Here is a 19,590-nt window from a genome sequence, read left to right on the forward strand (position 1 = left end):
AATGTGCCTATTAAAAATGTGAAGGCAAAAAATCATTTTTTTAACCGCACTTTGGGATCAAGATAAAAAGAATTAAAGGGATATTACTCTAATTGTTTTAAATTCTCACACGCATTTTGATAACCAATATCACAGGCTTTCTTCCACCATTTCTTAGCTTGAGTAAGATCTTGTTTAACGCCTTGTCCTTGAGCATACATAATTCCTAAATTATATTGTGCCTTAATATTACCTTGTTCAGCTGCTTTACGATACCATTCTACGGCTTGAACATAATCTTGTTTTACGCCTAGTCCCTCTTTGTAACGACTTCCTAATAGAAGTTGTGCATAATTATTACCTCGTTCTGCATGTTGCTGTAACTTTACAAGCTCTATTTCGTTTTCGTTAGCCTGACTAGGCAAACTCAGCATAACAAATGCACTCATTAGCGTTAAACTAAAAAATAAGTGAACTTTCTTTAACTGATTAAAGAAAATTTGCTCTCTTTTCATAAAAATCTCCGTTTATCTATTCATATCAACGTTTTTATTTACCCAATGGCATTAGGTAAACTTTCCTATTGAAAAAAAAAAACGATTTGTGTCAAGATAAAAATCACAATTTTTTGCAAAAATTTGCGTAAAATTTCAAGGGATAAAAATAGGGGAAAGTCAATGAAATTGGAAATTAAACTCAGGCTAAAATGGAAAGATAAAATTTGGCTTGGTTTGGCGGTTAAGGTGGTGATTTGAGCTTTGCTAAAAGTGCGGTCAGTTTTGCAATTATTTTTACGCTTATCTCTCTGTTTTGTTAAACAAAGGATAGAAGCATTATTAAAGGAATTTTATTACAAATCATTAACATTCCCTATTAAAAATGCTATTATCTGCTCTTTGACTACCCCATTTTTATTATTTTTTATGTTAGATCAGCATCAACAACGTTTTCGTGAGGCTATGGCACATTTAACCAGTGCGGTAAGCATTGTAACGACTTCAGGTAAAGCAGGCAAAGTCGGCTTGACTATTTCTTCGGTTTGTTCGGTAACAGACAGTCCGCCTACCCTATTAATGTGCATTAATCAACAAAGCGATACTCACGATATTCTGCATATTAACAAACAGGTTTGTATCAATATTCTTAATAGCCAACAACAAGATCTGGCGTTGCATTTTGCCAATATGGCGGATAGCACCATGGAACAACGTTTAGCTTGGGATTGTTGGCAGGACAATTTACAAGGTATTCCTGTGTTAAAGCAGGCGGTTGCCAATTTGAATGGCAAAATTATTGGGCAAAATATTGTGGGTTCACATTCGGTCTTTTTTGTGGAATTAGATCATATTGAGGTCAATAGCCAAGATGCGTTAGGCTATTTTAATCGGCAATTTAAATGTATTCATAAATAGCTTGATAACCCTATTAAGTGCGGTGAGTTTTTGCGATTTTTTTATAGCTCTTGCCAAAAACTGCGTGGCAGATGCTGTTGGGCTTTGTTGAGTAATTCCGCTAAATCTTGATAAGTGGGTTGCCCTTGTGGGGGAATTAGGGCGATATGTTGTTGAGCAAGTTGAGCTGAAATTTTGTCAAACCATACCGCACTTTGTGTAGGCAAGGTTGTCATGGCTCGTTTTCCTAACCAATATAATCCTTGCAAGGGTAAACATAGGGCGACTAATGCGGTTAATACACCTGCACTGATTGTCATCAAGTTATAACCATAAAAATACGGCCAACATAGGGCAAAAACGGCAAACATTGGCATGATTTTTTGGGCAAATTTGGTGGCACGAATAATCCGATTTTCGGGAAAAATCATACCTAACTTGCTTTCCAGTGGCCAAGTTTCTAAATATTTTCGTCCTTTAGTCCATATCTTAAATATTGACATTATCAACAACTCACAGTGAAAAATTTGGCAAATCATAGCACTTCACTGCTTTTATTCCCATAATATTTTTTAATTATTCAACTTTTTTTGAATAAAATCGGATTTTTTCTGCCGATCAGAATTTATTTTATTAGCTGAAAAGTGTATCCTATACAGGTTATGACTTTAAGCCATTCGTTATATTATAGTCGTTTCAATTTAAAATAAGGCAAGGCGGCAAGCCGAAGACAGTACAAGTAGTACGGCGAGGCGTGCCAACGCTGTATTATTTTAAAGTGGAACGACTATATTTAGAGCGAATTATTTTTTAACCCAATATAAAATATAGGTTATTTACATGTCTGAAAAATTAGTTCTTATTTTAAACTGCGGTAGCTCTTCATTAAAATTCTCAATTCTTGAGCCTCAATCAGGCGAAGAGAAATTATCTGGTCTTGCTGAGGCATTTTATTTACCAGAAGCCCGTATTAAATGGAAATTACACGGTGAAAAAGGTCAAGCGGATCTTGGTGCGGGTGCAGCACATAGCGAGGCGTTAAAATTTATTGTTGATAATATTTTCTCCCTTGATCCTGCATTAAAAAATAATATTGTGGCGATCGGGCATCGTATCGTACATGGTGGTGAACAATTTACCTCTTCGGTTATCATTAATGATGAAGTAATTAAAGGCATTGAAGATGCGGTACAATTTGCACCGTTACATAACCCTGCCCACTTAATCGGTATTCAAGAAGCCTTCAAAATTTTCCCTGAATTAAAAGATAAAAATGTGGCAGTATTTGATACCGCTTTCCATCAAACAATGCCTGAAGAAGCCTTTTTATATGCGTTACCTTACGCTTTATATAAAGAGCATGGTGTACGCCGTTATGGCGCACATGGTACTAGCCATTACTTTGTAAGTCGTGAAGCGGCAAAACGTCTTAATGTGGCAGAAGATCAAGTTAATGTGATTACTTGCCATTTAGGTAATGGTGGCTCAGTGGCAGCGATTCGCCATGGCGAATGTATTGATACCTCTATGGGTTTAACCCCATTAGAAGGTTTGGTAATGGGAACACGTTGTGGCGATATTGATCCTGCCATTATTTTCTATATGCACGATACCCTTGGTATGTCTGTGAAAGAAATCAATGAAACCTTAACCAAAAAATCAGGTTTATTGGGTTTAACCGAAGTAACTAGCGATTGTCGTTATGCGGAAGATAATTACGACAGCGAAGAGCCTGCTAAACGTGCGTTAGACGTTTACTGCTATCGTTTAGCCAAATACATTGGTTCTTATATGGCAGTCATTGGTGAACGTTTAGATGCTATCGTGTTTACTGGTGGTATTGGTGAAAACTCTGCACATGTGCGTGAATTAACCTTAGCTCACTTAAAACTTTTCGGTTATCAATTAGATAACGATAAAAACCTTGCAGCACGTTTTGGTAAAGAAGGTGTAATTACTAAAGAGGGTACACCTGTTGCTATGGTTATTCCTACCAACGAAGAATATGTTATTGCACAAGATACAGCTCGTCTTTGTATCAAGTAAGTAATCTCAGATAACTGCCGATATTATCGGCAGTTTTTATTTTATCTCTAAATAATTAAGGTAAGTATTATGTCTAGAACCATTATTCTTATTCCAATCAGCACTGGTGTGGGTTTAACCAGTATTAGCCTTGGTTTAATCCACGCATTAGAACAAAAGGGGGCAAAAGTAGGTTTTATGAAACCTATTTCTCAGCCTGTTTCTGGGGAAGATAAAATTGATCGCACTACGTCTATTGTGCGTAGCAGTACCAATATTGAAACCGCAGAACCCTTAATGCTGAGCTATGCTGAGGGATTAATTGGACAAAACCAATCTGATGTTTTATTAGAAAAAATTGTTGCTCATCATCAAGCTATTAGTAAAAACAATGAAATTGTGATTGTAGAGGGATTAATTCCAACCCGTAATAATGCTTATGCCAGCAACCTCAATTATGAAATTGCCCAAGCATTAGATGCGGAAATTATCTTGATCGCTGCCCCTTTAACCGATACACCTGCGGAAATGCAAAAACGTATCCAAGCGGCAACCTCTCAATTTGGTGGTGCAAATAATAAAAATCTATTAGGTGTAGTTATCAATAAATTCAATGCCCCTGTGGATCAATCTGGACGCACTCGCCCAGATCTTACCGAAATCTTTGATTCCTTTAATCACAATCATAACCAAGTTTCTGAAATTTATAAGTTATTTGAAAATAGTCCAATTAAAGTTTTAGCTTGTATTCCTTGGAAAGCTGAATTAATTGCAACGCGTGCTATTGATTTGGTTAAACACCTTGGTGCAGCCATTATTAACGAGGGCGAAATTAATTCTCGCCGTATTCAAAGCATTACTTTCTGTGCAAGAAGTTTACCGAATATGGTGGAACATTTCCGAGCCAACAGTTTATTAGTTACCTCTGCTGATCGCCCTGATGTGATTGTTGCCGCTTCCCTAGCCGCAATTAGTGGGGTAAAAATTGGTGCAATTCTATTAACGGGGGGTTATAAATTAGATTCTCAAATTAAAAAACTCTGTGAATATGCCATTGAAAGCACAGGATTACCTATTTTCCGTGTAGAGGGAAATACCTGGCAAACCGCATTAAGTTTACAAAGTTTTAGCCTAGAAGTACCCGTTGATGATAAAGAGCGTATTGATCATATTAAAGAATATGTAAGCAACGAAATCAGTAACGATTTAATTAATAGTTTAAGTGCAGGTACTGCTCGTTCACGCCGTTTATCACCACCAGCATTCCGTTTCCAATTAACCGAATTAGCGCGCCAAGCGAAAAAACGTATTGTGTTACCTGAGGGTGATGAACCTCGTACCGTCAAAGCAGCTGCCCTTTGTGCAGAACGTGGTATCGCAGAATGTGTCTTGCTTGCAAATCCTGATGATGTTCAACGTGTGGCTGAAGCACAAGGGGTTCAATTAGGCAAAGGTATTAGCATTATTGATCCTGCCCAAGTGCGTGATAACTATGTGGATCGTTTAGTGGAATTACGCAAAGCCAAAGGTATGACGGAAATTATTGCCAAAGAGCAATTACAAGATAATGTGGTGCTTGGTACAATGATGTTAGAGGCAAACGAGGTTGATGGTTTAGTATCAGGTGCAGTACATACCACCGCTAATACCATTCGCCCACCAATGCAAATCATTAAAACCGCTCCCGGTAGTTCTATCGTTTCTTCCATTTTCTTTATGCTATTGCCTGACCAAGTTTTAGTTTATGGCGATTGTGCGGTTAATCCTGATCCAACTGCTGAGCAATTAGCTGAAATTGCGATTCAATCTGCGGATTCTGCTAAAGCCTTTGGTATTGAACCTCGTGTCGCTATGATTTCTTACTCTACGGGGACGTCGGGTTCGGGTGCTGATGTAGAAAAAGTCAAAGAAGCTACACGTTTAGCCCAAGAAAAACGCCCAGATCTCATTATTGACGGTCCATTACAATATGATGCGGCAATTATGGAAGATGTAGCCCGTTCTAAAGCACCAAACTCGCCAGTGGCAGGAAAAGCAACGGTATTTGTGTTCCCTGATTTAAACACAGGTAATACCACTTATAAAGCAGTACAACGTTCTGCGGATCTGGTATCTATTGGTCCTATGTTACAAGGTATGCGTAAACCTGTTAATGACCTTTCTCGCGGGGCATTAGTTGATGATATTGTTTACACCATTGCCTTAACCGCCATTCAAGCTACTCAATAATTGATAAATGAATAAATAAAAAGCCCTCATTTTTGAGGGCTTTTTTCTCTGTGTTATTCCCACCAAGTGCGGTCAGTTTTTAAAATTTTTTCTCTGAACAATCTTGTCCGTTTTAATTTAATATAAGGCATAGCAAAGCCGTCAGATTTTAAGATTTGTTATAAAAATGATAAACTCTGTTATAATGACGTCATATTTTGATGAAAACAACATCTATTCTCAAACGAGGTATTTATGTCAGCACAACAACTTATTACACAACTTACCGACATTGTTGGTCAACGTTATATTATTACCGATCAAAGTAAAGCCGAAGCCTATTGCAGTGGCTATCGTTTTGGCTCAGGCAAAGCCTTAGCGGTGGTTCGCCCTGCTACCCTATTAGAATATTGGCAAGTATTACAAGCCTGTGTTAAACACGACGTTATCGTGATTAGCCAAGCAGCGAATACGGGGTTGACCGGTGGATCTACGCCTAATGGTAATGATTATGATCGTGATATTGTCTTAATCAATGCCATGCGAATTGATGGTATTCAATTAATTAATAATGCAGAGCAAGTAGTATGTTTACCTGGCTCAACCTTAAACGAATTAGAGCAACAATTAAAACCCCATGGACGAGAACCTCATTCAGTGATCGGTTCATCTTGTATTGGAGCTTCTGTCATTGGTGGCGTTTGCAATAATTCGGGTGGGGCTTTAGTGCAACGTGGACCAGCCTATACCGAAATGGCATTATTTGCTCAATTAAATGAACAAGGCGAATTAGAACTTAAAAACCATTTAGGTATTGATCTTGGCGAAACCCCAGAAGAAATCTTATTCAATTTACAACAACATCGTTATCAAAATAAAGATATTCAACAAAATTGCGGTAAAGGTCATGATCATAGTTACTGCGATCATGTTCGCCAAGTTGATGAAAACTCCCCTGCTCGTTTTAATGCTGACCCTGCTCGTCATTATGAAGCTTCAGGAAGTGCGGGTAAATTAGCGATTTTTGCCGTTCGCCTAGATACCTTTCCATTAGAAAAAAATACTGCAGTATTTTATATTGGCACAAACCAAACTCAGGTATTAAATGATCTCCGCCGTCATATGCTAACTAACTTCCAGCAATTACCTATTTCAGGCGAATATATTCACCGAGATGCCTTTGATATCGCCGCTGTTTATGGCAAAGATACCTATTGGATTATCAAAAAATTAGGTACTCAACATCTCCCTAAACTCTTTGCCCTAAAAGCCAAAGTAGATAGGCTAGCGAAAAAATTTACATTCCTACCTAAAAATTTAAGTGATAAAGCATTACAACTGTTTTCTAAATTATTGCCGCAGCATTTACCCGAGAGTTTACGCCAATATCGTGATCAATATGAACATCATCTTATTATTAAAATGGGTGGTACAGGGGTACAAGAAGCAAGAGATTACCTCAAGGATTATTTTAAAGACTCTAGCCTAGGTAATTATTTTGAATGTAACCCAGAGCAAAGCCAAGCCGCTATGCTCCATCGTTTTGCCGTTGCCTCAGCGGCTGTGCGTTATCGAGCAATTCATGATAAAGAGGTTGAGGATATTGTTGCCCTTGATATTGCATTACGCCGTAATGATAATGAATGGTTTGAAACCTTACCTACTGAAATTGATAATAAAATTAGCCATAAATTGTACTATGGGCATTTTATGTGTCATGTTTTTCATCAGGATTATATTGTGAAAAAAGGCAACGACTGTATGCAATTAGAACATGAAATGTGGAAATTATTGGATCAACGTGGAGCACAATATCCTGCTGAACATAATGTTGGGCATTTATATGTAGCAAAACCTGAATTGAAAAATTTCTATCAACAATTAGATCCAACTAACAGTTTCAACCCGGGTATAGGACAAACATCAAAAAATAAATATTGGCAAGAATAAATTTAGCAAGCCACCTTTAAGGTGGCTTAATTCTTCTATAATCGTTTAAAAAACAAGCCGAAAAGACAATACAAAGAGTACAGCAAGATATGCTATTTAAAATGGAAAGACTATTGTTTTTTTAATTGTATAGTCGTTTCAATTAAAAATGAGACAAGGCGGTACGCCGAAGACAATACAAGTAGTACGGCGAGGCGTACCAACGCCGTATCATTTTAAAGTGGAACGACTATACATAATCGCCATAACGATCATACTACTAAACTACCACCACGCTTGAATTTATCAATATTCTTACTTATACTGTAAAGCCAGTATTTCACAGCAAATCATTATTCATTGAGGTTAATATGAAAAAAAATGTAAAACAATCCTTGATCATAGGTGCCATTGTATTTGTTGTTGCTTTTTTCTATTTTTCACATAAATCTGGCATACTTTGATAACAAATATAATAATTAGCCTATAATCATAATAATGACTATAGGCTATTTGTCATAATAAAAAATCTAATAAATTAGATATTATCTAAAATCATTTGCCTGCTTTAATAAATTACGGCTTTCTTTCATAAAGAGTTCAGAATAATCGCCAAACCATTGATGTACTTTTTCAAATGCCTTAATAAAACCTTGTTTATCCCCTTGTTCAAAGAATGTTAAGCTTTCATCATAACTATCACGTAATGATTTAATCACCGCTAAATTTTCAGGTTTATCCATAATAATATCCGCATATAAACTGGCATCTTGAGCAAATAAACGTCCAATCATTGCTAATTCCAAACGATAAATCGGCGAGGAAAGGGCTAATAATTGGGCTAACTCAACAGGTTGTTGTGAAAGATGCAAACCATTAGCAAAGGTAGCAAAATGACGTAACGCTTGGATATAAGTCATACTATGATCATGCTCTTTGGCATCAACAGGATAAATAATTGCTCCCCAAATGGCAATTTGATCTATAAGCCATTGATAACGTTCGGCAAATCGCCCATCACAACGAGCTACTACTTGTTTTACCATACTTGGAATATCAGGTCCAAACATAGGGTGCAACCCCACTACTGCCCCTTGATGTATGCTCAACATTTTGGCTAAAGGAGCAGATTTTACCGAGGTTAAATCTGTTAATAACATATTTTCCGTTAAGTAAGGCTGCAAACGATCGAGGGTTTCAAGGGTTTTGGCAATAGGCACAGACACCACCACCACATCAGCATTAGCTAGAATTTGTTCGGCATTTTGCCAATCTTCTCGCCCTAATAAATCCACTTGATAACCTGATAAGCGGAAATAATGGGCAAATAATCCACCGAGTTTGCCTCTTCCGCCAACAATCACTATTTTTTGAATAGCTGGATTGAGTTTTTTAAAACCATAATGGTTTTCATTAGTATAGGACTCTCGCATAATACGGCGTAGAATATCTTCAATAAGATCAGGTGGCACACCAAGTTTTTCAGCCTCTTGTCGCCTTGCCTTAAGCATATCCGCTTCACGTTCTGGTACATAAATGGGCAATCCCTGCTGATGCTTGACTTCGCCAACTTTACTCACTAAGGTTAAACGTTTTGCTAATAGTTGTAATAAGGCTTGATCGGTCTGATCGATTTCATCGCGTAATGCTTTAAGTGCGGTCATTTTTTATCCTTTTTTGCTAATTTAGAAGCAATATTGCGTAATAAGGTTTCAGTTGTTTGCCAGTCAATGCAAGCATCAGTAATAGAAACGCCATATTTCATTTGAGTAACAGGTTGCTCAGCACTTTGATTACCTGCATAAAGATGACTTTCTAACATTAAGCCGATAATTGATTGATTACCATTAACAATTTGTTGTACAGCATCTTCTGCCACAAGAGGCTGGCGGCGATAATCTTTATTGGAATTACCATGACTACAATCAATCATAATGGCTTGCTCTAATCCTGCATTAGCTAATTCAATTTCACATTGTGCCACAAATTCCGCTTGATAATTAGGAATTTTTCCACCACGCAAAATAACATGCCCATCTGGATTACCTTCTGTATGCAATAAATTCACTTGTCCTTGCTGATTAATGCCAATAAAACTATGCCCCATAGATGCCGCTTTCATAGCATTAATCGCGGTGGCTAAACTTCCGTCAGTACCGTTTTTAAAACCCACCGCCATAGACAATCCTGAGGCTAATTCACGATGTGTTTGCGATTCTGTGGTGCGAGCCCCTATGGCTGACCAGCTAAATAAATCTGCCATATATTGTGGGGTAATGGGATCAAGTGCCTCTGTGGCTAATGGCAAGCCTAATTCGGCTAACTCAATTAATAATGCACGAGCAATATGTAAACCATGCTCTACATCAAAAGAACCGTCAATTTTAGGATCATTAATCAACCCTTTCCAGCCCACTGTGGTACGAGGTTTCTCAAAGTAAACTCGCATTACAATGTAAAGATTATCTGACAATTCAGTGGCAAGTTGAGCCAATTTTTTACCATATTCAATGGCAGCTTGAGGATCGTGAATAGAACAAGGCCCAACCACCACTAATAACTTATCCTGTTGTTTATGAATAATCTTAGCAATATCTTGACGTGATTGCTGAATTTGTTGGCGTAGCTCTGGGGATAATGGCAATTTTTGCTTGAGTTCATAAGGGGTTACTAAAACTTTTTCATCAATAATATGTACATTATGCAAGCTATCTTTATTCATTTTTCACTCCATTAATACCGTTGTTCTTGTTGTAAAATAATAATTACACTAAATGTAATAAATATAATACATTATAATTTAAAAAAGGCAATGGGGAATAACTATACTATAAAATGAATAAAGAATATTTTAGAAAATTGCACCGCACTTAATAAAAAACCTGCCAATTAGCAGGTTTTTTATCGTTACATTAAATTTGTTTCTTTCTACAAAGTAGAATAAGAATAGTAAAAACTATGGCTGTGGCAATAAAAGCATATAACATTGAAGAAGTAAAACCAATCACCAAATAGCCTACCACAGTAGATAGCGCCACTAACATAGCATAAGGTAATTGTGTAGTAACATGATCCATTAAACCACATTTTGCCCCAGTAGAAGAAAGAATGGTGGTATCCGAAATAGGCGAACAATGATCGCCACAAACCGCCCCTGCCATTACCGCAGATAAACAAGGGAGCAATAATTCAGGCGCTGCATTCGCCGCAATAGCTGCCGCTATCGGCAACATAATCCCAAAGGTTCCCCAACTTGTTCCTGTGGCAAATGCCATTGCGGTAGCAAGTACAAACAATAAGGCCGGCAATAATTCTATGGCAAAATTGCCTGAAACAAGGGTGGATAAATATTCCCCTGTTTTCATATCCCCTACTACATTATTAATTGTCCAAGCAAAAAATAAAATTAAAATTGCCCCTGACATTGATTTCATACCTAAAACCCAAGCACGAAAATAAGTGGCAATATCAACATGGCGTCCTGCTATAATACAAAGGGTTAATACAACTAAAGCACTTACCCCACCAAATACTAAAGAAATCCCAACAGTGGTATTTTCAAACGCACCTAGCACACTAAAAGGTTTTCCTTCTGCACTAAGAACTTGGTTACCTGTATAGAGCATCATAAAAACCGTCGCAACAATTAAGGTAACAATAGGAAACACTAAATTACGCATTCTCCCTGTTACCATAATCTCTTCATTGTCATCATTATTTTTCGCTAATGCTGCTTGCTCATGCCTTGCCATTGAACCTATATCAATGGAAAAATATGCTACTAAGAAAACCATAATAATGGAAAAAATAGCGTAATAGTTCATCACACTCATCGCCATAAATGCGCCTATCGGAGAATATTCGGTAATAGAATAAGTGGCTAATAATCCTGCGATTAGGGTAATAATATAAGCTCCCCAACTAGATACAGGCATTAATACACACATTGGTGCGGCGGTTGAATCCAAAATATAAGCAAGTTTAGCACGAGATACCTTAAATTTATCAGTAACAGGACGAGCAATAGCGCCAACCGCTAAACTATGGAAATAATCATCAATAAAGGTAACAAATACTAATGATGCAGCCATTAATTTTGCCCCTCGCCGTCCTTTTATGCGTTTTTTTGCCCAATTTGCAAAGGCTTGATTACTGCCTGATACAGTAAAAAGTGCGGTCAATATTCCCAATAATAATAGAAAAATTAAAATATTAATATTATCGGCGTTTAATCCCTGTGCCTCTACATCATAAACTAAGGATAAAATATTCTCTTTAAGATAAATTAAAGAAGTAAGCAAATGACCACCGCCGAGCATTAACGCCCCAACCAGAATACCAATACTTAATGAAAAAATAACTTTACGTGTAACAATCGCCAAACTCAGTGCCAATAACGGCGGAATAATTGACCATATTGACGTAGAATAATTAATAAGTTGCATGACCTCTACCTAAATATAAAAAATAAGGGAGATCTACTGAATGAAATAATCAAATTGATTATAACAGGTCGGTTAATTGAACCACCTAACAGTAGCGCTCCATAGTGAACATAAACATACTATGGCAGTGACGTACCTTTCAATAACGCCCCCAACCAATCAAAATGACTTTTGATTGATTTCGGCAAATATTCCTTTCTTTTTTCCTCATTGCTATCCGCTCAGAAAAAATACTTATAACATTTGCGCCTCTACATATGCGGAAGTGCTAAGATTACGATAATCTTCATCAAATGACAATAGAAATTATTGATTAATCTGATATGCTAAATATTCATTGTTCCTCCTATTATAAAAAGACAACTTTTCATTATTCCATTTAATTTAGATCTAATTAGTTAAGCAATATAAGATAAATTAATCCTAAATAAGCATATTTTTATTGCCTATTATAATTATTATAATTATAATTGCTTAGCGTAATGAATAAATCATAGGAGGAATTTTATGTCTGACGTATTAAAAACACTTACTAATATTCGTAGCTTACGAGCTTTAGCCCGTGAACTTTCTTTAGAAGAATTAAAATCTATTTTAGAAAAATTAACTTTAGTGGTAAAAGAAAAACATCAAGAAGCCGCTGAATTACAAGCCAAAGAACAACAACGCTTAGAAAAATTAGAAAAATATAAAGAATTATTACAGCAAGATGGTATTAATGCTGAAGATTTGATTGAATTATTAGGTGGCGAAACACCTAAACGTAAAAAAAGAGAACCAAAACCAGCTAAATACCAATACGAAGAAAATGGCATTGTCAAAACTTGGACTGGTCAAGGAAGAATGCCTAGAGTCATCAAACAAGCCGTAGATGCTGGAAAATCCTTATCTTCTTTTGAAATTTAATCCATAAAATCTTTGACAATAAAACCCATAATATATGGGTTTTATTGTTTTTATTCGGAAAAATAACATTATGATTGAAAATAAAATTTTATTAACTGATTGCCCAGATGATAAAGGTTTAATCGCCAAAATAACCAATATTTGTTATAAACATCAATTAAATATTCTACATAATAACGAATTTGTTGATTTTGAAACCAAACACTTTTTTATGCGTACCCAATTACAAGGTATTTTTAACGAACAAACCTTATTAGAAGATCTTAATCTTGCTCTCCCACAAGGTACAAATTGCCGACTAATTAGTAAACAAAAGAAACGCATTGTAATTTTAGTTACCAAAGAAGCTCATTGCCTTGGCGATATATTAATGAAAAATTATTATGGTAGCTTAAATGTTGAAATTGCTGCGGTCATTGGTAATCACGATACATTAAGATCATTAGTAGAAAAATTTGATATTCCATTCTTCTGCATTAGTCATCAAAATCTCACACGTGTTGAACACGACAAATTATTAGCTGATAAAATTGATGAATATTCGCCTGATTATATTGTATTGGCTAAATATATGCGTGTGCTTAATCCTGAGTTTGTAAGCCGTTACCCTAATCGTGTCATTAATATTCATCATTCTTTCTTACCTGCCTTTATTGGTGCTAAACCTTATCATCAGGCTTATGAAAGAGGAGTAAAAATTATTGGGGCAACAGCACATTTTATTAATAACGAATTAGATCAAGGCCCAATTATTTTGCAAAATGTCATCAATGTTGATCATACCTATAATGCAGAAGCTATGATGAAAGCGGGCAGAGATGTAGAAAAAACCGTCTTAAGTAAAGCATTAGATCTTGCCTTACAAGATAGAATTTTTGTTTTCCAAAATAAAACCATTGTTTTTTAATTATAGTCGTTTCAATTTAAAATAAGACAAGACGGTACGCCGAAGACAGTACAAAAAGTACAATAAGGCGTACCAACACCGTATTATTTTAAAGTAGGACGATTATAATAAATCCAGTCTAATCTACTGGCTTAAATACTGCTGAAATTTAATGCAATTAAATAACTTACTTCATTTTTTTCTTGCAATCATCACTTACCACTGTATAATCACTGCCATTAATTGCCTGGGTGGCGAAATTGGTAGACGCAGCGGATTCAAAATCCGCCGTTGAATAAACGTGTCGGTTCGAGTCCGACCCTAGGCACCATTTATAATAAAATTATCCTTTCATAATCCTCTAAAAGCAAAAGTCTTTTTTACACATTTGAAATGTTTAATATCTCGATAAATTATAATCGTAAAATAAAAATTTATTTCATATAAATAAAAGCAAAAAAACACACCGCACTTTTGTATAAGGTAAAACCAATTATAGTAAACTAATACTATTTTTTAATTCTATTCACTCCTCTACTCTATCAACCTTTGCTGACAGAGAGCAATAAAAAATTCAATATCTTCTGAGTCATAACCCAAAATTTTACCAATTTCTCGTTCTCGCTCGGGATCAAATCCCGATATTCCTATTAAAGAGGAAAGATGTTCGGCTTGTTGACGATATTCTTCCTTAAATACGATGGTATAAAAACCATTAGGCGGGCAATAATATTTCTCAATAGTAGAAAAATAACGACTTTCAATATAAGTCAACATTTCATCAGGAATAATGCCATCAAAAAACAGCGCTACTTGTTTTTTGCCTTGTAACATTAATTGTAATTCAATACCCTCGTGAGGACCGATTTTTGCCATATTATTTCCTTAAATCAACCTGTAGAGCCATTATCTTTAAAATAGTAAAAATCCCTCTTATTAAGAGGGATAATCATCAATAATAATATGTTGTTATTATGCCTTTTTTATTACAATCTCCCAAGTAGCATCACCAATTTGAGCAAAATGAATAACAGGATAATCATTTTCGGCAGCCCAACGAGGTAAATTTTCAGTAGCTTCTGCACAAGTAAATTGTATCGCTAATTCATCGCCAATTTGTAACTCAACAATTTTTTTCTTAGCTTGCATTAATGGGTAAGGGCATAAATGCCCTTTGGTATCTAATTCATAACGCATAATTTTCTCCTCTTGGTTATGATACAGTCGTTTAATTTAAAATAAGACGGCGATACACTGAAATACAGTACAAATCGTACAACAAGACATACCAACGCCATATTAATTTAAAATGGGGCAACTATAACTTTTGTGGGCGGACATAAACAAAATAGCTCATTGCCCAAACACCTAACATAATAAAAAATAAAGAAATCCAGCCTTTACTACTCATTACCGCCGTTGCTGTTAAACCGTTGCCAATGGTACAGCCGCCAGCGAGAGACGCACCAATGCCCATAAATAAGCCGCCAATTACACTATTTCTTACAGTAGCCAAATCTGGTAAACGCCATTTAAACTCACTACTCCCTTTAGCGGCAAGGTATGATCCTATTAGAATACCAAGTACTAAAAATACGCCCCAATTTATACGAGAAGTATCGCCTGTTATTAAAAAAGTAATAATATTGGCAGAAGGACCTGTAATACCTAATCCTGCACTTTTACCTACCACAGCATTTGATAGCCAAGCTAACAATGCCAAAATTCCAATAAATATTGCTGCCCAAAATGGATGAATATGCTTTTCAAATAAAAAATGGCGAATACCTTGATATTTTGCAGGTAAACTAGCTATTTTTAACTTAGGTTTACGCAATGTTGTATAAACCCCAAAAGCAGTAATAATGGCTAAAATAGCAACAAGCCACCAAACAGAAATTTGTAAACTTTGTGCAAGATTATCATTCATTCGCCAATATTGTCCCATAAATTTTTGCATATCATTTAATGCACCATAACGCATCATTGCCGCACTTAACATATACATAAAGAGTGCAATCCAACTACTTATCAAGCCTTCGCCCGCGTGATACCAAGTCCCTGTAGCACAACCACTAGCAAGCACAATACTTACACCAAAGATCAATGAGCCAATAATGGTAGAAAACAGTGAAAAATCTTTATATGGAGAAGTGATATAGCCAATTTCAATTAACCATAGTACGCCAATACTTTGTAGCAAAATGGCAATTAAAAATGCATAAAATATACGATTATTTTTACTGAGATACATTTCCCGAAAGCCGCCTGTCAAACAAAAACGAGAACGCTGGAAAATAAAACCGAGAAGACTGCCAATCAATAATGGCGAGAAGATTGTTGAAAACATAACTAAACCTTAGTATAAATGTTAAACAGATCATTCATTCTAAAAATCTTATTGATAAAGACAAGCTGAAAGATCCAAAAATATGATCTCGCTCATAAAAAATTTGAATAAATGCCTGTCATTATATATTAAAAGCTTAAGTTATTCCCCACACTAACTTCATCTAATGTAATTTTCTGCAAAACTTTGCTTTGACTATTTCTTTTGCAAAGCAGAATCTTTAAAATACGCCACCTGAATGAACATTCATTCATTTTGTAATTCTTTATGCTTAAGATTTAGTTAAGAAATTTAGCTTAGACTATCGCTCACTAAATTTTTTATGATTGGAATATTTATGAACAAAAAACGCATTTTAACCATAATCATAGTGCTTGTCTTGCTCTTACTAGGCTACTATTTTTTCTATGGCAAAAACAATAATCAAATTACCTATTTAACAGAAACCGTTAGTCGTGGCGACTTACAAAAAACAGTCATTGCCAATGGTACGGTGCGTAGTGCTAATCGTGTTGAAGTGGGGGCGCAGGTATCGGGGCAAATTAAGAAAATTTATGTACAATTAGGGCAACAGGTTAAACAAGGTGATGTGATTGCGGAAATTGATTCTACCACTCAGCAAAATAATTTAAATACCGCTCAAGCGGAATTGGATTCTTATACCGCTCAATTAAAAGCGAAAAAAATCGCTTATGAGGTGGCAAAATCCGCCTTTGATCGTACTCAAACCTTATATCAGCGTAAATCAGCGAGCTTAGATGATTTTAATACAGCAAAAAATAACTTAGCTGCGGCAGAAGCGGATATTGAGGATATTCAAGCCAGTATTAAAAAAGCTGAAATTGAAGTGAATACCGCTCAAACTAATTTAGGTTATACCACCATTACTTCCCCTATTAATGGCACGATTATTTCTATTCCTGTTTCTGAAGGGCAAACGGTTAATGCCAATCAAACCACTCCAACCATTGTGCAAGTGGCAGATTTAAGCAAAATGTTAATTAAAGCGGAGATTTCTGAGGGCGATATTACAAAAATTAAAGCTGGTCAGGAAGTAAGCTTTACCACACTCTCTGATCCTGATATTCACTATCATTCCACCATTCATTCCGTAGATCCTGCGATGAGTACACTTACTGATGATGAATACAGTGAATCGGTAAGTAGCACTGATGCGGTATATTATTATGCCAACATTTTGATTGATAATTCGGACAATAAATTATTTATCGGTATGAGTACCACCAATGTGATTACCATTGCTGATGTGCAAGATGTATTACTTGTTCCGAGTTTAACCCTGAAAAAACAAGGCAATAAAACCTTTGTTGAAGTATTAAATGCTAATCATCAAGTAGAACAACGTGAGGTTACTACGGGGTTAAGTGATGAAATGAATACAGAAATTTTATCTGGCTTACAAGCGGGCGAAAAAGTCATTTCTTCTCAAGTGGCAAATGGTGAGCAAGTGGGCAACACAGGTCGTGGACCTCGTCTATTCTAAATGGCGGTGGTAGCAATGAATATTATTGAAATTAAGCAAATCAACAAATATTTTGGTCAAGATGATAATCGCACACAGGTGTTAAAAGACGTTAATCTTACGATTAAAAAAGGCGATTTTGTGGCGATTATCGGTACTTCGGGTTCAGGCAAATCCACCTTAATGAACATTATTGGCTGTTTAGATACCGCATCATCAGGTTCATATCAAATTGAACAGCAGGAAGTGAGCCATTTAAATGCTGATGCCCTATCCGATTTACGCCAAAAGAAATTCGGCTTTATTTTTCAACGTTATAACTTATTATCTACCCTTTCTGCCCTAGAAAATGTGGCATTACCTGCCATTTATTCAGGTATGGATCAGAAAAGCCGTCTTGAACGAGCAAAACAATTATTAACTAAATTAGGGCTTGGCGATAAGTTAAACAATAAACCGAGCCAATTATCAGGCGGACAACAACAGCGTGTCAGTATCGCTCGTGCCTTAATGAACGGCGGCGAAATTATTCTTGCTGACGAACCCACTGGGGCGTTAGATTCTAAAAGTGGCGAAACCGTCATGGAAATTTTGACCCAACTTCATCAAGAGGGGCATACCATTATTTTGGTTACCCACGATAAGCATATCGCTGAGTTTGCTAATCGTGTTATTGAAATTAAAGACGGACGCATTATTCGTGATCAACAAAAATCAGAAAAAATTATTGAAAAATCCACCGCACTTTCCCCCGTAAAACGAGGTCTGAGCTTTTATCGTGATCAATTTATTGAATCCTTTAAAATGTCGGTTTCCGCCATTATCGCCCATAAATTACGTTCCTTATTAACGATGTTAGGCATTATTATTGGTATAACTTCTGTGGTATGTGTGGTGGCGTTAGGTAATGGCTCACAACAAAAAATTCTGTCTAATATTAATGCCTTAGGTACAAATACGATGGATATTTATAATGGTACAGGTTTTGGCGATCGGCGAGCAGATCGCACTAAAAATCTTACCGTTGCCGATTCCGATATTTTAGCCAAACAAAGTTATATTGAAAGCTCTACCCCTAACAGTTCGGTCAGTGGTAACCTTACCTATGGCAATCAAACCCTTACCGCACAAATTCGTGGTGTCGGTGAACAATATTTTGATGTCAAGGGCATTAAAGCCTTGCAAGGGCAATTTTTTAATGCGGATCAAGTAAAACATAGCGAACAAGTTGCCGTTGTGGATCAAAATACCGTTACACAACTGTTTAAAGACAGCTCGCCATTGGGCAAAATCATTTTAGTCAACAAAAAACCTTTACGCATTATTGGCGTTGCCGAATTGCAATCAACTATGGGTATGCAAAGTAATAGCCTCAATGTTTGGATTCCTTATACCACCGCAATGAATAAAATTTCTGGCGATCGCCATATTGATTCCATTACGGTTAAAATTAAAGACGATGTGAATACCCAAGTGGCAGAAAAAGATTTAACCCATTTGCTTACGGTACGACATGGCAAAAAAGATTTCTTTGTAATGAACTCTGATACCATTAAACAAACCGTAGAAAACACCACCAATACAATGAAACTGTTAATTTCGTCCATTGCTTTAATTTCCCTCGTAGTGGGCGGTATTGGTGTGATGAACATTATGCTCGTTTCCGTCACAGAACGCACCAAAGAAATTGGAGTAAGAATGGCGATTGGGGCAAGACAATCCAATATCTTACAGCAATTTTTAATTGAAGCCATTTTAATTTGTTTAATTGGTGGGGTTACAGGGATTGTTTTATCGGTAATTATTGGTGTAATTTTTAATCAATTTAGTTCTGAATTTGTTATGGTATTTTCTACCTTTTCTATTGTAACAGCCGTAATTTGCTCTACCTTAATTGGCGTAATTTTTGGTTATATGCCCGCCAAAAATGCTGCCCAGCTCAATCCAATTACTGCGTTAGCAAGAGAATAAATCAATATCATTACAAT

The 19,590-nt window shown here is 36.2% G+C and carries 16 protein-coding genes, 1 tRNA gene and 1 riboswitch; of the genes, 9 read left to right on the forward strand and 8 right to left on the reverse strand.

Going from position 1 to position 19,590, the window contains the following annotated elements:
- Positions 1-83: 83 nt before the first annotated feature.
- Positions 84-494, reverse strand: coding sequence for a tetratricopeptide repeat protein (locus A6A20_RS00880; RefSeq protein WP_279571705.1), 411 nt, complete (start codon positions 492-494; stop codon positions 84-86).
- Between the two features lie 408 nt (positions 495-902).
- On the opposite strand from A6A20_RS00880, the gene hpaC reads away from it, so the two are divergent.
- A complete protein-coding gene (hpaC, locus tag A6A20_RS00885) occupies positions 903-1,391 on the forward strand; it encodes a 4-hydroxyphenylacetate 3-monooxygenase, reductase component (RefSeq protein WP_279573710.1) in 489 nt (162 codons plus the stop codon).
- Positions 1,392-1,432: 41 nt separating this feature from the next.
- Here hpaC and yfbV read toward each other — a convergent pair whose 3' ends face one another.
- Entirely contained in the window at positions 1,433-1,873 is a 441-nt protein-coding gene (gene yfbV, locus A6A20_RS00890) for a terminus macrodomain insulation protein YfbV (protein ID WP_279571706.1), read from the reverse strand.
- 337 nt (positions 1,874-2,210) lie between these two features.
- Here yfbV and A6A20_RS00895 point away from each other — a divergent pair, with 337 nt between their 5' ends.
- The 3 genes from A6A20_RS00895 to dld all read left to right on the forward strand — a co-directional run bounded on the left by A6A20_RS00895 (position 2,211) and on the right by dld (position 7,553).
- Complete coding sequence (locus A6A20_RS00895) at positions 2,211-3,416, forward strand: acetate kinase (RefSeq protein WP_279571707.1); 1,206 nt, start codon at positions 2,211-2,213, stop codon at positions 3,414-3,416.
- Between the two features lie 69 nt (positions 3,417-3,485).
- Positions 3,486-5,624, forward strand: coding sequence for a phosphate acetyltransferase (gene pta / locus A6A20_RS00900; protein WP_279571708.1), 2,139 nt, complete (start codon positions 3,486-3,488; stop codon positions 5,622-5,624).
- A gap of 234 nt (positions 5,625-5,858) precedes the next feature.
- Positions 5,859-7,553 carry a D-lactate dehydrogenase gene (gene dld / locus A6A20_RS00905; RefSeq protein ID WP_279571709.1) on the forward strand — a complete coding sequence of 565 codons (1,695 nt, stop codon included), beginning with the start codon at positions 5,859-5,861 and terminating at the stop codon, positions 7,551-7,553.
- A 524-nt stretch (positions 7,554-8,077) separates the two neighbouring features.
- Here dld and tyrA read toward each other — a convergent pair.
- The 3 genes from tyrA to A6A20_RS00920 all read right to left on the reverse strand — a co-directional run bounded on the left by tyrA (position 8,078) and on the right by A6A20_RS00920 (position 11,977).
- Positions 8,078-9,196, reverse strand: a complete 1,119-nt coding sequence (gene tyrA / locus A6A20_RS00910) for a bifunctional chorismate mutase/prephenate dehydrogenase (RefSeq protein ID WP_279571710.1) — start codon at positions 9,194-9,196, stop codon at positions 8,078-8,080.
- A complete protein-coding gene (locus tag A6A20_RS00915) occupies positions 9,193-10,254 on the reverse strand; it encodes a 3-deoxy-7-phosphoheptulonate synthase (RefSeq protein ID WP_279571711.1) in 1,062 nt (353 codons plus the stop codon). The genes tyrA and A6A20_RS00915 overlap by 4 nt, the downstream gene beginning before the upstream one ends.
- Positions 10,255-10,444: 190 nt before the next feature.
- Positions 10,445-11,977, reverse strand: a complete 1,533-nt coding sequence (locus tag A6A20_RS00920) for a Na+/H+ antiporter NhaC family protein (protein ID WP_279571712.1) — start codon at positions 11,975-11,977, stop codon at positions 10,445-10,447.
- An 84-nt stretch (positions 11,978-12,061) separates the two neighbouring features.
- Positions 12,062-12,239: riboswitch (Lysine riboswitch) on the reverse strand.
- Positions 12,240-12,484: 245 nt separating this feature from the next.
- Here A6A20_RS00920 and A6A20_RS00925 point away from each other — a divergent pair.
- The 3 genes from A6A20_RS00925 (at position 12,485) to A6A20_RS00935 (ending at position 14,100) form a co-directional block, all read left to right on the forward strand.
- Positions 12,485-12,883, forward strand: a complete 399-nt coding sequence (locus A6A20_RS00925) for an H-NS family histone-like protein (RefSeq protein ID WP_279571713.1) — start codon at positions 12,485-12,487, stop codon at positions 12,881-12,883.
- A 70-nt stretch (positions 12,884-12,953) separates the two neighbouring features.
- Entirely contained in the window at positions 12,954-13,790 is an 837-nt protein-coding gene (purU, locus tag A6A20_RS00930) for a formyltetrahydrofolate deformylase (protein WP_279571714.1), read from the forward strand.
- Positions 13,791-14,014: 224 nt separating this feature from the next.
- A tRNA-Leu gene (locus A6A20_RS00935) sits at positions 14,015-14,100 on the forward strand.
- A gap of 203 nt (positions 14,101-14,303) precedes the next feature.
- Here the strand turns inward: A6A20_RS00935 and A6A20_RS00940 are convergent.
- The 3 genes from A6A20_RS00940 to A6A20_RS00950 all read right to left on the reverse strand — a co-directional run bounded on the left by A6A20_RS00940 (position 14,304) and on the right by A6A20_RS00950 (position 16,119).
- Positions 14,304-14,645, reverse strand: coding sequence for a hemocin immunity protein (locus A6A20_RS00940; protein ID WP_279571715.1), 342 nt, complete (start codon positions 14,643-14,645; stop codon positions 14,304-14,306).
- Positions 14,646-14,741: 96 nt separating this feature from the next.
- On the reverse strand, positions 14,742-14,966 hold the full coding sequence (locus A6A20_RS00945; protein WP_279571716.1) for a sulfurtransferase TusA family protein: 225 nt from the start codon (positions 14,964-14,966) through the stop codon (positions 14,742-14,744).
- Between the two features lie 121 nt (positions 14,967-15,087).
- Positions 15,088-16,119 (reverse strand): YeeE/YedE family protein, encoded by a 1,032-nt coding sequence (locus A6A20_RS00950; RefSeq protein WP_279571717.1) that lies wholly within the window; start codon positions 16,117-16,119, stop codon positions 15,088-15,090.
- A gap of 337 nt (positions 16,120-16,456) precedes the next feature.
- Here A6A20_RS00950 and A6A20_RS00955 point away from each other — a divergent pair, with 337 nt between their 5' ends.
- Positions 16,457-17,623, forward strand: coding sequence for an efflux RND transporter periplasmic adaptor subunit (locus tag A6A20_RS00955; RefSeq protein WP_279571718.1), 1,167 nt, complete (start codon positions 16,457-16,459; stop codon positions 17,621-17,623).
- Positions 17,624-17,638: 15 nt separating this feature from the next.
- Positions 17,639-19,573 carry a MacB family efflux pump subunit gene (locus A6A20_RS00960; RefSeq protein ID WP_279571719.1) on the forward strand — a complete coding sequence of 645 codons (1,935 nt, stop codon included), beginning with the start codon at positions 17,639-17,641 and terminating at the stop codon, positions 19,571-19,573.
- The last annotated feature ends 17 nt before the right edge of the window (positions 19,574-19,590 follow it).

Source organism: Volucribacter amazonae (assembly GCF_029783845.1).
Lineage (GTDB): Bacteria > Pseudomonadota > Gammaproteobacteria > Enterobacterales > Pasteurellaceae > Volucribacter > Volucribacter amazonae.

Coding starts and splice junctions, on each gene's coding strand:
- A6A20_RS00880 (WP_279571705.1), bottom strand. CDS start 494: ATGAAAAGAGAGCAAATTTTCTTTAATCAGTTAAAGAAAGTTCACTTA.
- purU (WP_279571714.1), top strand. CDS start 12,954: ATGATTGAAAATAAAATTTTATTAACTGATTGCCCAGATGATAAAGGT.
- dld (WP_279571709.1), top strand. CDS start 5,859: ATGTCAGCACAACAACTTATTACACAACTTACCGACATTGTTGGTCAA.
- A6A20_RS00925 (WP_279571713.1), top strand. CDS start 12,485: ATGTCTGACGTATTAAAAACACTTACTAATATTCGTAGCTTACGAGCT.
- pta (WP_279571708.1), top strand. CDS start 3,486: ATGTCTAGAACCATTATTCTTATTCCAATCAGCACTGGTGTGGGTTTA.
- tyrA (WP_279571710.1), bottom strand. CDS start 9,196: ATGACCGCACTTAAAGCATTACGCGATGAAATCGATCAGACCGATCAA.
- A6A20_RS00920 (WP_279571712.1), bottom strand. CDS start 11,977: ATGCAACTTATTAATTATTCTACGTCAATATGGTCAATTATTCCGCCG.
- hpaC (WP_279573710.1), top strand. CDS start 903: ATGTTAGATCAGCATCAACAACGTTTTCGTGAGGCTATGGCACATTTA.
- A6A20_RS00955 (WP_279571718.1), top strand. CDS start 16,457: ATGAACAAAAAACGCATTTTAACCATAATCATAGTGCTTGTCTTGCTC.
- A6A20_RS00915 (WP_279571711.1), bottom strand. CDS start 10,254: ATGAATAAAGATAGCTTGCATAATGTACATATTATTGATGAAAAAGTT.
- A6A20_RS00960 (WP_279571719.1), top strand. CDS start 17,639: ATGAATATTATTGAAATTAAGCAAATCAACAAATATTTTGGTCAAGAT.
- A6A20_RS00950 (WP_279571717.1), bottom strand. CDS start 16,119: ATGTTTTCAACAATCTTCTCGCCATTATTGATTGGCAGTCTTCTCGGT.
- A6A20_RS00895 (WP_279571707.1), top strand. CDS start 2,211: ATGTCTGAAAAATTAGTTCTTATTTTAAACTGCGGTAGCTCTTCATTA.
- A6A20_RS00940 (WP_279571715.1), bottom strand. CDS start 14,645: ATGGCAAAAATCGGTCCTCACGAGGGTATTGAATTACAATTAATGTTA.
- yfbV (WP_279571706.1), bottom strand. CDS start 1,873: ATGTCAATATTTAAGATATGGACTAAAGGACGAAAATATTTAGAAACT.
- A6A20_RS00945 (WP_279571716.1), bottom strand. CDS start 14,966: ATGCGTTATGAATTAGATACCAAAGGGCATTTATGCCCTTACCCATTA.